This window comes from Streptomyces sp. NBC_00887, from assembly GCF_045207585.1.
In genome coordinates, this window is the sequence record NZ_CP108788.1 from 546,731 (window position 1) to 559,709 (window position 12,979).

Sequence of the window (12,979 nt, forward strand, 5' to 3'; positions counted from 1 at the left end):
CAACTGATGAACGAGAAGACCGACCTCCGCGTACCAGTCCTCATCGTGGGCGGCTCCCTGGTGGGCCTGTCCGCCTCCCTCTTCCTGAGCCGGCTCGGCGTCCGCCACCTGCTCGTCGAGAAGCACGCGAACACGTCGACCCACCCCCGCGGGCGCGGCAACAACGTCCGCACCATGGAGCTGTTCCGCACCGCCGGTGCCGAGCAGCTGATCCGGGACGCCGCCTCGGTGCTCGAGGACAACCACGGCATCCTCCAGGCGGGGTCGCTCACCGGGGACGACCAGGAGTGGCTGTTCAAGGAGATCGACCCGGGTGGCGGTCTCGCCCGGTTCAGCCCGAGCGGCTGGTGCCTGTGCAGCCAGAACGACCTGGAGCCCGTGCTGGTCACCCATGCCCGTGACCAGGGCAGCGAGCTGCGGTTCTCCAGCGAGCTGCTCACCTTCGAGCAGGACACGGACGGCGTGACCGCTGTGGTGAAGGACCGGGAGACCGGGGAGCACACCACGGTGCGGGCGGACTACCTCGTCGCCGCCGACGGGCCCCGCAGCCCGATCCGGGAGCAGCTGCGCATCGGTCAGTCGGGGCCCGGCGATCTGTTCCACAACGTGAGCATCACCTTCCGGTCCCGGCAGCTCGCCTCGGTCGTGGGCGACCGGCGCTTCATCGTCTGCTACCTGACCGACCCGGAGGCGGACGGGGCACTGCTTCCGGTGGACAACGAGGAGCAGTGGGTCTTCCACGCGCCGTGGCAGCCGGACCGGGGCGAGACGCTGGAGGACTTCAGCGACGAGCGGTGCGCGGAGCACATCCGCAGGGCGGTCGGAGCGCCCGGTCTCGACGTCGAGATCACGGGCAAGGCACCGTGGCACGCGGCGGAGCGGGTCGCGGAGCGTTACGGGGTGGGCAGGGTCTTCCTTGCCGGTGACTCGGCCCACGAGATGTCCCCCACCGGTGCGTTCGGTTCGAACACCGGTATTCAGGACGCGCACAACCTGGCGTGGAAGCTGGCTGCGGTGATCTCCGGCGAGGCGGGTCCCGGACTCCTCGGGACGTACGAGGCGGAGCGCCTGCCGGTGGCGAAGGCCACGAGCGCCCGCGCGTCGGCCCGTTCGGGGGAGCACAGTCACCCGGGTTACGCCGGGGCACCCGGTCCGACCGGCGGGCGCAAGGGCGGCATGCTCACGGTCGCGCTCGGATACCGCTATCTCCGGGGTGCGGTGCTGGGCACGGACACCGACCTGCCGGTGGTACCCGAGGGCATGGGTCTGACGGGCGAACCCGGCACGCGTGCACCACACTTGTGGGTCGACCGGGGCGGGGTGCGCCTGTCGACCCTGGATCTGTACGAGCGGTCGTTCGTGCTCCTGTGCGACGCGGGCCACCCGGAATGGCGAGCGGCGGCTGTCCGGGCGGCGGAGCGCCTGAAGGTCCGCCTGGACGCCTTCACGATCGGTGCGGGCACGGGTGCCGATCTGCAGCCCGCGAACGAGGCGGACTGGAGTGCTGCCCACGGCACGAGCCCCGAGGGTGCGGTGCTCGTGCGCCCCGACGGCTTCGTGGCCTGGCGGTCCGAGGGCGGCGTGACCGACGCGGAGGCGACTCTGTACGAGGCGCTGACGACGCTGCTCCACCGCGACTGAGCGATTGCGGGCGCGCCTCGCCCGCCGCATCTCACCCGACACCGAACGACCTCAGGGCGGTGAGGAAGGCGTCTGGGTTGTCGTGGTGCACGAGATGCCCGGCGTCGACGCGGACGTACCGCCCGCCGGGTATCCGGCGGGCCATCCACGCCAGTTGTTCCTGGTCGATGTGGCTGCGGGATCCGCCGACCACGAGCGTGGGGGCGGTGATCTCGCCCAGGCGCTCCCGTACCGCCGGATCGGGGGCGTTCAGCTGGGTGTCGATGGCGCCCACCACCGGCCAGTCGAAGCCGAGTTCTCCGGCGGGCCGCTCGGCCGGTGCGCGGGGCGGGTCGAGCGGGAGCATGGGCGGGGCGTCCTCGATGACGAGTCCGCCGATCAGCCCCGGGTACTGCTCGGCGAGCATCAGAGCCGCCGCGCCGCCCATCGAGTGCCCGACCACGACGGCGCCGGCCAGATTGCGGACCTCCAGGAACGCGTGCAGGTCGTCGCGGAAGAACTCGAAGGAGTAGCGGCCGGGCCAGTCGCTGAGTCCGTGGCCCCGGAAGTCGAGTGCGTACACCCGGTGCCGTACGGCGAGCCGTTCGGCGATTCCCGTCCAGTCCAGGCTGTTGCCGCCCCGTCCGTGGGCGAGCACGACGGGCGGGGACGCGGGATCGCCCCAGGTGCGGTGGGCGAGCCGGTTCCCGCCTGCGTACACGCTGCTGACCCCGGGGTCGAGGAAGGCGGTGACGGTGCGGACGAAGGAGCCGGGGTCGTCCATCCACGGGTAGTGTCCGGCGCCCCGTTGGACGACGAGCTCGCCGTGCGGGAAGAGCGCGGCGAGCTCGGCCGCGCGGTCGGGGCTGGGGCCGCCGTCGTACTCCCCGGCGACGACGAGTACCGGCGCCTCCAGCTCCCGCAGGGCTTCCACGACGGCAGCGGTCTCCAAGCCGTCCTGCGGATAGTGGAGCGACCGCGCCTCGGCATTGGTCTGGGCGGCGGCTTCGGCGGCGTGTGCCCGGGCACCGGCGTCCCATCGCCCGTAGGTGAACGGCAGTGTGGCTGCCCAGACGCCGGCCGTGGCGCGCCCGGCCCAGACCTCCTCCAGCGCGGCCCTGGCCTCGGCGTACCAGGGCTCCTGGCTGCGCAGTTCGGAGGCTTGGCGCCAGTCCTCGTCGGTGACGGGGATACCGGTGGCACGTGTGCTGGGGGTGACGAGGGTGAGGGTACGCAGTCTCTGCGGGTACTTCGCGGCGTAGAGGGCCGCGAGGCTACCGGACGCGGAGTGGGCCAGCAGATCGATCCGTTCGAGGCCGAGGTGCGTACGAAGGGCCTCGACGTCGTCGACGATCCGGTCGCAGCGGTACGTCGACGGGTCCTCCGGGACTGCGGAGTCCCCGGTGCCGCGCAGATCGAGGAGGACCAGTCGGCGCACCCGGGAGAGTCCGCCGAGGTCCCCGAGGTAGCGGGCGGCCCGCATCGGGCCGCCGGGCAGGCAGATCAGCAGAGGGCCGTCACCCACGAGGTGGTAGGCCAGTTCGGTCCCGTCGTACGTGCGGAAAGTCGGCATGCCCGACATCCAGACAGGGCAGGCGGGCGGCTGCGGGCGCGTACGCACAGAGCGATCAGGCGGGCACGCTGCCCGCGAGGAGCCGGGCGGCCGCCTGTCCGGCCTGGTGTGCGGGATCGGGCGTTCCCGAGATGGCCGCGGTGACGATCGCACCCTCGGCGAGCAGCACGTACGCGGCAGCGGATTCCTCCGGCCCGCCCGCGGCCACGACGAGTCCGGTGACGTAGGTGCGGAATGCGTCCTTGTGGTGGCGTGCGATGTCGGCGACACCGGAGTCGACGGCTCCGAGTTCGCCGAAGCCGTTGACGAAGGCGCAGCCGCGGAAGCCCGGCTCGGAGAACCACTGGTGGAGCCAGTCGTACACGGCGAGGACCCTGTCCCGCGGTGCGGGGCGTGCGGCGACGTACGCGGCAAGCCGCGCGCGCCAGCGGGTGTCCCGGGCTTCCAGGCAGGCGCGGACGAGTGCCGACTTGGAGGGGAAGAGTCCGTACAGGCGCTTGAGCGAAACGCCCGAGGTGGCCCGGATGTCGTCCATGCCGACCGCCTGGATGCCCCGCTCGTAGAACAGGTGCTCCGCGGCCTCCAATGCCGCGGTCCGTGCCTGCGCGAGATCCACCGAGACTCCCCTTGCGTGAGAACGTACGTTCTCCTACAGTACGGCAGCACGAGGGGAGAACGATCGTTCTCCCCTTCTGTCGAAGGAGATCCCATGACCGCAGAGCCGCTGGTCCCGCCGTTCACACGGGAATTCGCGGTCCAGAAGGTCCGTCGCGCGGAGGACGGCTGGAACACCCGCGACCCGGAGAAGGTCGCGCTCGCCTACACACCTGATTCGCGCTGGCGCAATCGCTCCGAGTGGGTCACCGGCCGCAGGGAGATCGTCGCCTTCCTCACCCGCAAGTGGGCCCGGGAGCTGGACTACCGGCTCGTCAAGGAGCTGTGGGCGCATGACGGCGACCGGATCGCCGTGCGCTTCGCCTACGAGTGGCACGACACCACGGGGCGGTGGTACCGCTCCTTCGGCAACGAGAACTGGGAGTTCGACGCCGGCGGCCTCATGCGCGTGAGGCACGCGTCCATCAACGACGTGCCGATCAAGGAGTCCGAACGGCGTTGTCACTGGCCGCTGGGCCGCAGGCCCGACGATCACCCCGGACTCACCGATCTGGGCTTCTGACCGGGCACATCTCCCGAGGAACGTCACCCCTCTTGCCATGGCGTCGGCATCCTGAATTACTACTCCCAGGGACATCGACCGAACGATCGGTCGTCTGCTTCGGCGAGAGGATCATCCGCATGACGGCTCTGCTGGACGCTGCCGAGCGGCTCGGCCGCGACGAACTGGAGGCGCTGCAGCTGGAACGGCTCCGGGGCACGCTGCGGCACGCGTACGACAACGTCGGTTTCTACCGGGCGGCCTTCGACAAGGCCGGCCTGCGGCCCGAGGACTGCCGTACGCTCGCCGACCTCGCCCGTTTCCCGTTCACCGTCAAGGCAGACCTGCGGGACAACTACCCCTTCGGGATGTTCGCCGTCCCCGAAGAGCGGGTACGGCGCATCCACGCGTCCAGCGGGACGACCGGCCGGCCGACCGTGGTCGGGTACACGGAGCGCGATCTGGACACCTGGGCGGACGTGGTCGCCCGGTCGATCAGGGCCGCGGGCGGGCGCCCGGGGCACAAGGTCCATGTGGCCTACGGGTACGGGCTCTTCACCGGCGGACTCGGGGCGCACTACGGGGCGGAGCGCCTCGGCTGCACCGTCATTCCCGCGTCCGGCGGCATGACGGCCCGCCAGGTTCAGCTGATCCAGGACTTCCGTCCCGAGATCATCATGATCACGCCCTCGTACATGCTGACCCTGCTGGACGAGTTCGAGCGCCAGGGGGTCGATGCCCGTACGACGTCGCTGAAGGTCGGCATCTTCGGCGCCGAGCCGTGGACCGAGCAGATGCGCCGCGAGATCGAGGAGCGGTTCGCCATCGACGCGGTCGACATATACGGGCTGTCCGAGGTGATGGGCCCGGGTGTCGCGCAGGAGTGCGTGGAGACCAAGGACGGGCTGCACATCTGGGAGGACCACTTCTATCCGGAGGTCGTCGATCCGTTCACCGGCGAGGTGCTGCCGGACGGCGAGGAGGGCGAGCTGGTGTTCACCTCGCTCACCAAGGAGGCCATGCCGGTGATCCGTTACCGGACCCGTGATCTGACGCGGCTGCTTCCCGGTACGGCGCGGGCCTTCCGGCGGATGGAGAAGGTCACCGGGCGCAGCGACGACATGGTGATCCTGCGCGGGGTGAACCTCTTTCCGACGCAGATCGAGGAGATCGTGCTGCGGACGCCGGGGGTGGCTCCGCACTTCCAGCTGCGACTGACCCGCGAGGGCCGCCTGGACGCGCTGACGGTACGCGCGGAGGCGCGGGCCGGGGCCACGACGGACGAACGTGCCGCCGCCGCCCGGTCGATCGCGGCGGCCGTGAAGGACGGGGTCGGGGTGACGGTGGGGGTCGAGATCGTCGATCCGGAGGTGCTGGAGCGGTCGGTCGGAAAGATCAAGCGGATCATCGACCTCAGGGACGCCACCTGAGGTACGGCCCGGTGCGGGCCCGGCCGGTCAGCGGGTCGCCGTCAGAGCGGCGAAGACGACGACATTGCTCCGGTACCCCGACTTCTTCGTGAAGCCCCCACCACAGGTGATCACCCGGATTTCGGGGCGGGCCGACGGGCCGTAGACCTTCTTGTCCGGGAAGTTCTTCTTGTCGTAGGACTCGACGGCGTAGACCGTGAACACGGCGGTGCGCAGGTCCGCCCGGATGACCTCGATCGTGGCGCCCTTGCGGACGGATCCCAGCCGGTGGAAGACGCCGGGTCCGACACGGGTGTCCACGTGTCCGGCGGTGATGGCGGTGCCCACGGCGCCGGGAGCGGTGCCGTCGGCGTACCAGCCGGCCAGGACCGGGTTGTCGTCCGGCGGAGGCTGCAGCGCCCCTGCCGCGTCGAGGGCCAGCCGGGCCACCGGGGCGTCCACGCCGGCGGCGGGGATACGCAGCCGGACCGGGTCCGACGGCGGGAGCGGGTGGACGGTGGGCCGCGCGGCCGGGGCGCTGGGGCTCGGAGACGGGGTGGGAGTCACGGGGGCCGTGGTCACCGGTGCGGGCGTGGCCGGCAGGGGGCGCAGGGGGGCCGGACGTACGGGTGGCCGGGGTGCGAGCTCAGGTGGCACGGGGGCGGGGCTCACGTAGGCGGGCACCGCTCGGGTGGCACCTACCGGATCCGTGTAGGCCTGGGAGATCGCCGGTCGCGCGGGAGGGGCGGCAGCCGGCGCCGGAGCGCTGCGGACGGGCGCGGGAAATGCGGGAGCCGCGACGGCCTGTGTGGCCGGCGGCTGCGGTGGGGTGTCGTCCCGCATTCCGCTGATCACGAGCGCGGTGCCCGCGACCAGGGCCCAGACAAGATGCTTGACCGCGGGGAACGACTGCGGTGACGTGCTGGACCTGCGCCCGGTTTCCATCTCGTGTGCCTCTGCTTCGCAGCGGTTGAGTTACTGGGGATGCCCGCGGGCCCCCGGGCCGGTACGGCGTCCGGGGCCCGCGGACAGGACACGGCCGCCATCGGGACACGACCGCGGTCGGACACGACCGCGGTCGGACACGACCGCGGTCAGGCTTCGACGGCGCTCGCCCGACGGCGCATCCTGACCACACCTCCGGCCAGCGCACCGGCCAGCAGCACGCTTCCCGCGGCGAGCTGCGTGCCCTTGTCCGTGGGAGCACCGAAGCCGGCGTCGACACCGCCGCTCGGAGCGCCCCCGCCGCTCGGGGCACCACCGCCGTTCTGGGCACCACCGCCGCTCTGGACGCGGTCGGCGATCCGGTACGTATCGGTGATCATGATCCGCGGCGGACACTTCACGATCACGGTGTCGGTACGGGCGACCGTCCCCGCCGGAATCTCGAACACGCCGACGAGCGTGCCCTTGCGTTCACCCGCGAAGAGGTGGAACGCCCCTCCGACCTCCGACGTGCCCTTGCCGTAGGTCTCTTTGCCGCATGCCCGGGTACTGACCGTGACCTGGGAACCGGGCGTTGCCCTGCCTGGGCTGATGCGGATGCTGGGCTCGGCGGCGGGTCCGACGGCGGCGACCGCGGCCGGGGCCGAGAGCCCGAGGGCACCGACGATCAGACAGATACCCGCACCGACGCGTGTGTTGCGCATGAGGATCCTCCTACGGGAGCAGGGTCCGGCCTGTCTGCGCGGCACCTCTGCTGTGCTCCGCTCCCGAGGCAACCGACAGTCCGTCACCTCCGCAACATGACATGTCGCCACATACGTCACCCGGCCAGGCGCAGAAGGCCGCCCCTGCGTGATCGTTTACGCAGGTCACCGAAGCGGAGGCAGGGACGGCGGAGGAACCGGCCGGCGGACGGCGAACGGGCTAAGCGCGGCAGGTGACCCGACCGTCCCGGAGCGCCCGCCGCCTACTCCCCCGGCCCCAGGGTCCGGCTGCCGGAAAACCGGTCCCTCAGCTCCCTCTTGAGGATCTTTCCGCTGGCGTTGCGCGGCAGCCCGTCCACGAAGAGGACCCTCTTCGGCGCCTTGAAGTGGGGGAGCTTCTCGCGGGCGTGCGCGATCAGTTCGGGCTCGGTGACCTCGCCACGCAGTACGACGATCGCGGTGACGGCCTCGATCCAGCGCTCGTCGGGCAGCCCCACGACAGCCGTCTCGGCCACTGCCGGATGGGTGTAGAGGACATCCTCCACCTGTCGTGAGGCGATGAGCACGCCTCCGGAGTTGATGACGTCCTTCACCCTGTCGACGACGGTGAAGTAGCCCTGCGCGTCGCGGACGGCGAGGTCGCCGGAGTGGAACCAGCCGTCGCGGAACGCCTCGGCGGTCTCCTCAGGCTTGTCCCAGTAGCCCTGGCACAGTTGCGGGGAGCGGTACACCACTTCGCCTGCCGTTCCGTCAGGCACGTCCTTGCCGTGCTCGTCCACCACCTTCGCCTCGACGAAGAGCACAGGCCGCCCGCACGATTCCATCCGGCCCTCGTGCTCGTCGGGGCCGAGGACGGTGGCGAGCGGGCCGATCTCGCTCTGCCCGAAGCAGTTGTAGAAGGCCAGCCCGGGCAGCCGCTCGCGCAGCCGTTCCAGTACGGGCACCGGCATGATCGAGGCACCGTAGTACGCCTTGCGCAGGGCACCGAGCTCCCGGGTGCCGAAGTCCGGGTGGTTGGCGAGGCCGATCCAGACGGTGGGCGGGGCGAAGAGGCTGTCCGCCTGCCCTGCCTCGACCAGGTCGAAGATCCGGTCCGCGTCCGGGGCGTCGAGAATGGTGTTCTCGGCGCCCACCGCGAGGTACGGCAGCAGGAACACGTGCATCTGCGCGGAGTGGTAGAGCGGCAGCGAGTGCACGGGCCGGTCGGTGGCGCGCAGGTCGAGCGCGGTGACGGCGCTGACGTACTCGTGGACCAGGGCGCCGTGCGTCATCATCGCGCCCTTGGGCCGGTCCGTGGTGCCCGAGGTGTACAGCAGCTGGACCAGGTCGTCGGCGCCGGGTGCGCGGTCGGGAGTGAAAGGGCGCCGGGTGTCCAGTTCGCCGAGGAGGGAGTCCGGTGCGTCGCGCAGTGCGCGTACGGCGTGTCCCTCCGGGATGCGCGAAGCCAGGTCGGGATCGGTGAGGACGAGGGAGCTGCCGGACTGTTCGAGGATGTACGCCAGGTCGTCGCCGGTGAGGTTCTGATTGACCGGCACGTGGACCAGCCCCGCCCTGGCGCAGGCCAGGTAGGCGATCAGATAGACATCGGAGTTGTGGGCGAAGGAGGCGACCCGGTCACCGGGACGCAGTCCGTGTGCGCCGGTCAGCACCGCGGCGGCCGTGCTCACCGACGCGTCGAGGGCGGCATAGGTCCAGGACCGCCCGGCGTAGCGGACGGCGATGTGCTCGGGGGTGCGCCGGGCGCTGCGCGCCACGACTCCGTCGACTGTGCTGCTGCGTACACCTGTCATGGCGTGATCCTGGGCGGCCCGCCGCCGGGGGTCAAGGGCCCGGATACCGACCAGCCGGTTGACAGGTGCACGGGTGGGCTGACTGAGTGGCGCGTGGCTGTCCGGGACTACCGGGCAACCGCCTTTCCCACCCGCACAGTTGGGAGGACCCTTGCCCCTCCGTAACCGTCTGAGACTCGTCGCGGTCTCCGGACTCGCCCTGTTCACCGCGGCCGCGTCGCTGCCTCCGGCCGCGGCCCGCACGTCGCCCGAGCACCGCCCTTCGGGCGGCGGACTGTCCGCCGTCATCCGGTACACCGAATACGGCATCCCGCACGTCGTGGCCAAGGACTACGCGGATCTGGGCTTCGGCAACGGCTGGGCCCAGGCCGCCGACCAGCTGTGCGTCCTCGCCGACGGATTCGTCACGGTGCGCGGCGAGCGGTCGGCGTACTTCGGTCAGGACGCCGCCCCCGACGGCTCGTTGTCCTCGGCGACGAAGAACCTCTCCAGCGATCTGTACTTCCGCGGGGTACGCGCGAGCGGCACCGTCGAGAAGCTGCTGAAGGTCCCGGCGCCGGCCGGTCCGAGTCACGACGTCAAGGAGACCATGCGCGGCTGGGCCGCCGGGTACAACGCGTGGATCAAGCAGAACCGGATCACGGATCCGGCCTGCCGGGGCGCCTCCTGGGTGCGGCCCGTCACCACGCTGGACGTGGCCGTCCGGGGCTTCGCGATCTCGGTGCTCGGCGGCCAGGGCCGTGGCATCGAAGGCATCACGGCCGCGCGGCCGCCGTCCTCGGTCCCGGCCGTCCCGGGTGTGTCGCCCGAGGAGGCAGCCGGCGCCGCGCGGCGGCTGCTGTCCACGCAGAACGCCGACATGGGTTCCAACGCCGTCGCCTTCAACGGGTCCACGACGGCCGGTGGGCGCGGGCTGCTGATCGGCAACCCGCACTATCCGTGGCAGGGCGGGCGCCGGTTCTGGCAGTCCCAGCAGACCATTCCCGGCGAGCTCGATGTGGCGGGCGGTTCCCTGCTCGGCTCGACCACGATGTCGATCGGCCACAACAGGAACATCGCCTGGAGCCATACCGTCGCCACGGGGGTCACGCTCAACCTGCATCAGCTGACGCTCGATCCCGCCGATCCGACGGCCTATCTGGTGGACGGCCGGAGCGAGCGGATGACGAAGCGGACGGTCACGGTTCCCGTGAAGGGCGCCGCCCCGGTGACCCGCAGCCAGTGGTGGACCCGCTACGGCCCCGTGGTCACCTCACTGGGGGCGGGGCTGCCGCTGCCCTGGACGGCGACGACCGCGTACGCGCTGAACGATCCCAACGCCTCGAACCTGCGCGCCTCGGACACCTCGCTCGGTTTCAGCAGGGCTCGCAGTACGGCGGACATCGAGTCGGCGCTGCGCCGCACCCAGGGCCTGCCATGGGTGAACACGGTCGCGGCCGACTCCCGGGGGCACTCCTTCTTCTCCCAGTCCCAGGTGCTGCCGAGGATCACCGACGACCTTGCCCAGCGCTGCTCCACCGCGCTGGGCAAGGCCACGTACCCCTCGTCGGGGCTTGCGGTGCTCGACGGGTCGAGGAGCGAGTGCGCGCTCGGATCCGACCCGGACGCGCTCCAGCCCGGCATCTTCGGGCCGGGCAGGATGCCCGTGCTCAAGGACACCCCGTACGTGGAGAACTCCAACGACAGTGCCTGGCTGACCCATGCGCAGACACCGCTGACCGGCTACGAGCGTGTCTTCGGCACCATCGGCACACCGCGCTCCATGCGTACCCGCGGTGCGATCGAGGACGTGTCCGCGATGGCGGAGAAGGGCCGGCTGACCGTCGGTGACCTGCAGCTCCAGCAGTTCGCGAACCGGGCGCCCGCCGGTGACATGACGGCCGGTGATCTGGCGCGGGCATGCTCGGCGCTGCCCGGCGGCACCGCGTCCGGCACCGACGGTTCGCCGGTCGACGTGTCGGCGGCGTGCGGCGTGCTGAAGGGCTGGGACCGGACCATGGACACCGCCAGCGCCGGAGCCCTGCTCTTCGACCGCTTCTGGCGCAGGGCAACCGCGACGGTCCCCGCCGACAAGCTGTGGAAGGTGCCGTTCTCCGCTGCCGATCCGGTCCGCACCCCGAACACCCTGAACACCTCGGCGCCCGGGATCGCCGCGGCACTGGCCGACTCGGTGGCCGAGCTGCGGGCGGCGGGGATCGCGCTGGACGCTCCTGTGGGCAGCCATCAGTTCGTCGTGCGCAACGGCAAGCGCATCCCGGTGGGCGGCGGCACGGAGTCGCTCGGCGTCTGGAACAAGACCGAACCCGTGTGGAATGCGGCGGGCGGCGGCTACACGGAGGTGTCGGCCGGTTCCAGCTACATCCAGGTGGTCGGCTGGGACGGCGGTCCGTGCCCGGTGGCCAGGACCCTGCTCACGTACTCCCAGTCGTCGAACCCGGCGTCACCGCACTACAGCGACCAGACCCGGTTGTACTCGGGCGAGCGCTGGGTGACGTCGCGGTTCTGCGAGAAGGACATCGCACGCTCACCCGCGCTGCGGGTCGTGCGGGTCCACGAGAGGCGATAGGCCTCGCTCCGTCCGCCCCCATCGGCCCCTGACGCACCGGCAGGACGCGTCAGGGGCTGATCGCCAGGAAGACGAACGCGGCGAAGATGACGAGGTGCACCCCGCCCTGGAGCAGGGTGGCACGCCCAGGCACGACGGTGAGGGCGCCCACCACGACGGTCAGGGCGAGCAGCACCATGTGGGTGGCGCCGAGGCCGAGGTGGAGCGGTCCTTCCAGCCAGATCGAGGCGAGCGCGATGGCCGGGATGGTGAGGCCGATGCTGGCCATCGCCGAGCCGAGGGCCAGGTTGAGGCTGGTCTGCACCCGCTCGCGCCGCGCGGCCCGTACGGCGGCGAGGGTCTCGGGCAGAAGAACCAGCAACGCGATGACGACGCCCACCACCGATTGCGGCATCCCGGCGGCCTCGACACCCGACTCGATGGTCGGCGACACGGCCTTGGAGTCGCCGACGACCGCGACGAGGGCCACCAGGAGCATGACCAGGCTGAGCACGGTCGCACCCCGGCCGGGCAGCGGCGCGGGGTCGTCCTCGGCCTTGCGCGGCCGGCCGTCCTGGGTGAGCGGCAGGAAGTACTCGCGGTGCCGCACGGTCTGTACGGCGACGAACAGTCCGTACAGGAGGAGCGAGGCCACGGCGGCGAAGCCGAGCTGGGCGGAGGAGAACTCGGGGCCGGGCTTTCCGATCGTGAAGGTGGGCAGGACCAAGCTCAGGGTGGCCAGTGTCGCCACTGTCGCCAGTGCGGCGCCCGTGCCCTCGGCGTTGAAGACGGCCACCCGGGTGCGTACGGCCCCGACCAGGAGGGAGAGGCCGACGATGCCGTTGCAGGTGATCATGACGGCGGCGAAGACCGTGTCGCGGGCGAGGGAGGAGGTCTTCGGCCCGCCGTCGACCATGAGAGTGACGATCAGGGCCACTTCGATGACGGTCACGGCGACGGCGAGGACGAGCGAGCCGTAGGGTTCACCGACCCTGTGCGCGATCACCTCGGCGTGGTGGACGGCGGCGAGCACCGCGCCCGCGAGGCACAGGGCCACCACGGCCACGGCCGTCGGGGACAGTTCGCGGCCCCAGCTGAGTACCAGCGCGACGGCCGCGATCACCGGTACCGCAACGGTCCACCGGTTGACCAGGGCCCGGGCCGTCGTGCTCACGTTCATGGCCACAGGCTGCCAGAGGCGACCCGGGAGCGCTCGGTGCCACGGCGCCGGGGCCGG

At 71.3% G+C, this 12,979-nt stretch carries 10 protein-coding genes; 4 read left to right on the forward strand and 6 right to left on the reverse strand.

Annotation, left to right across the window (positions count from 1 at the left end):
- Window positions 1–6 precede the first annotated feature (6 nt).
- Window positions 7–1,641, forward strand: a complete 1,635-nt coding sequence (locus tag OG844_RS02625; RefSeq protein WP_406387834.1) for an FAD-dependent oxidoreductase — start codon at window positions 7–9, stop codon at window positions 1,639–1,641.
- Between the two features lie 31 nt (window positions 1,642–1,672).
- Here the strand turns inward: OG844_RS02625 and OG844_RS02630 are convergent, their stop codons facing one another.
- The gene (locus tag OG844_RS02630; protein ID WP_406387835.1) at window positions 1,673–3,193 is read right to left on the reverse strand and encodes an alpha/beta fold hydrolase; all 1,521 of its coding nucleotides are present in this window, start codon (window positions 3,191–3,193) and stop codon (window positions 1,673–1,675) included.
- Window positions 3,194–3,248: 55 nt separating this feature from the next.
- Window positions 3,249–3,809 carry a TetR/AcrR family transcriptional regulator gene (locus OG844_RS02635; protein ID WP_406387836.1) on the reverse strand — a complete coding sequence of 187 codons (561 nt, stop codon included), beginning with the start codon at window positions 3,807–3,809 and terminating at the stop codon, window positions 3,249–3,251.
- Between the two features lie 93 nt (window positions 3,810–3,902).
- Here OG844_RS02635 and OG844_RS02640 point away from each other — a divergent pair, with 93 nt between their 5' ends.
- The gene (locus OG844_RS02640) at window positions 3,903–4,370 is read left to right on the forward strand and encodes a DUF1348 family protein (RefSeq protein WP_406387837.1); all 468 of its coding nucleotides are present in this window, start codon (window positions 3,903–3,905) and stop codon (window positions 4,368–4,370) included.
- 119 nt (window positions 4,371–4,489) lie between these two features.
- A complete protein-coding gene (gene paaK / locus OG844_RS02645) occupies window positions 4,490–5,779 on the forward strand; it encodes a phenylacetate--CoA ligase PaaK (protein ID WP_406387838.1) in 1,290 nt (429 codons plus the stop codon).
- A gap of 27 nt (window positions 5,780–5,806) precedes the next feature.
- Here paaK and OG844_RS02650 read toward each other — a convergent pair whose 3' ends face one another.
- The 3 genes from OG844_RS02650 to OG844_RS02660 form a co-directional block, all read right to left on the reverse strand.
- Window positions 5,807–6,703, reverse strand: coding sequence for a class F sortase (locus OG844_RS02650; RefSeq protein ID WP_406387839.1), 897 nt, complete (start codon window positions 6,701–6,703; stop codon window positions 5,807–5,809).
- 149 nt (window positions 6,704–6,852) lie between these two features.
- Entirely contained in the window at window positions 6,853–7,407 is a 555-nt protein-coding gene (locus tag OG844_RS02655) for a sortase (RefSeq protein WP_406387840.1), read from the reverse strand.
- 263 nt (window positions 7,408–7,670) lie between these two features.
- Window positions 7,671–9,197 carry an acyl-CoA synthetase gene (locus OG844_RS02660; protein ID WP_406387841.1) on the reverse strand — a complete coding sequence of 509 codons (1,527 nt, stop codon included), beginning with the start codon at window positions 9,195–9,197 and terminating at the stop codon, window positions 7,671–7,673.
- Window positions 9,198–9,348: 151 nt separating this feature from the next.
- On the opposite strand from OG844_RS02660, the gene OG844_RS02665 reads away from it, so the two are divergent.
- Complete coding sequence (locus tag OG844_RS02665; RefSeq protein ID WP_406387842.1) at window positions 9,349–11,763, forward strand: penicillin acylase family protein; 2,415 nt, start codon at window positions 9,349–9,351, stop codon at window positions 11,761–11,763.
- A gap of 49 nt (window positions 11,764–11,812) precedes the next feature.
- Here OG844_RS02665 and OG844_RS02670 read toward each other — a convergent pair whose 3' ends face one another.
- Entirely contained in the window at window positions 11,813–12,922 is a 1,110-nt protein-coding gene (locus OG844_RS02670; RefSeq protein WP_406387843.1) for a calcium:proton antiporter, read from the reverse strand.
- Between the last annotated feature and the right edge of the window lie 57 nt (window positions 12,923–12,979).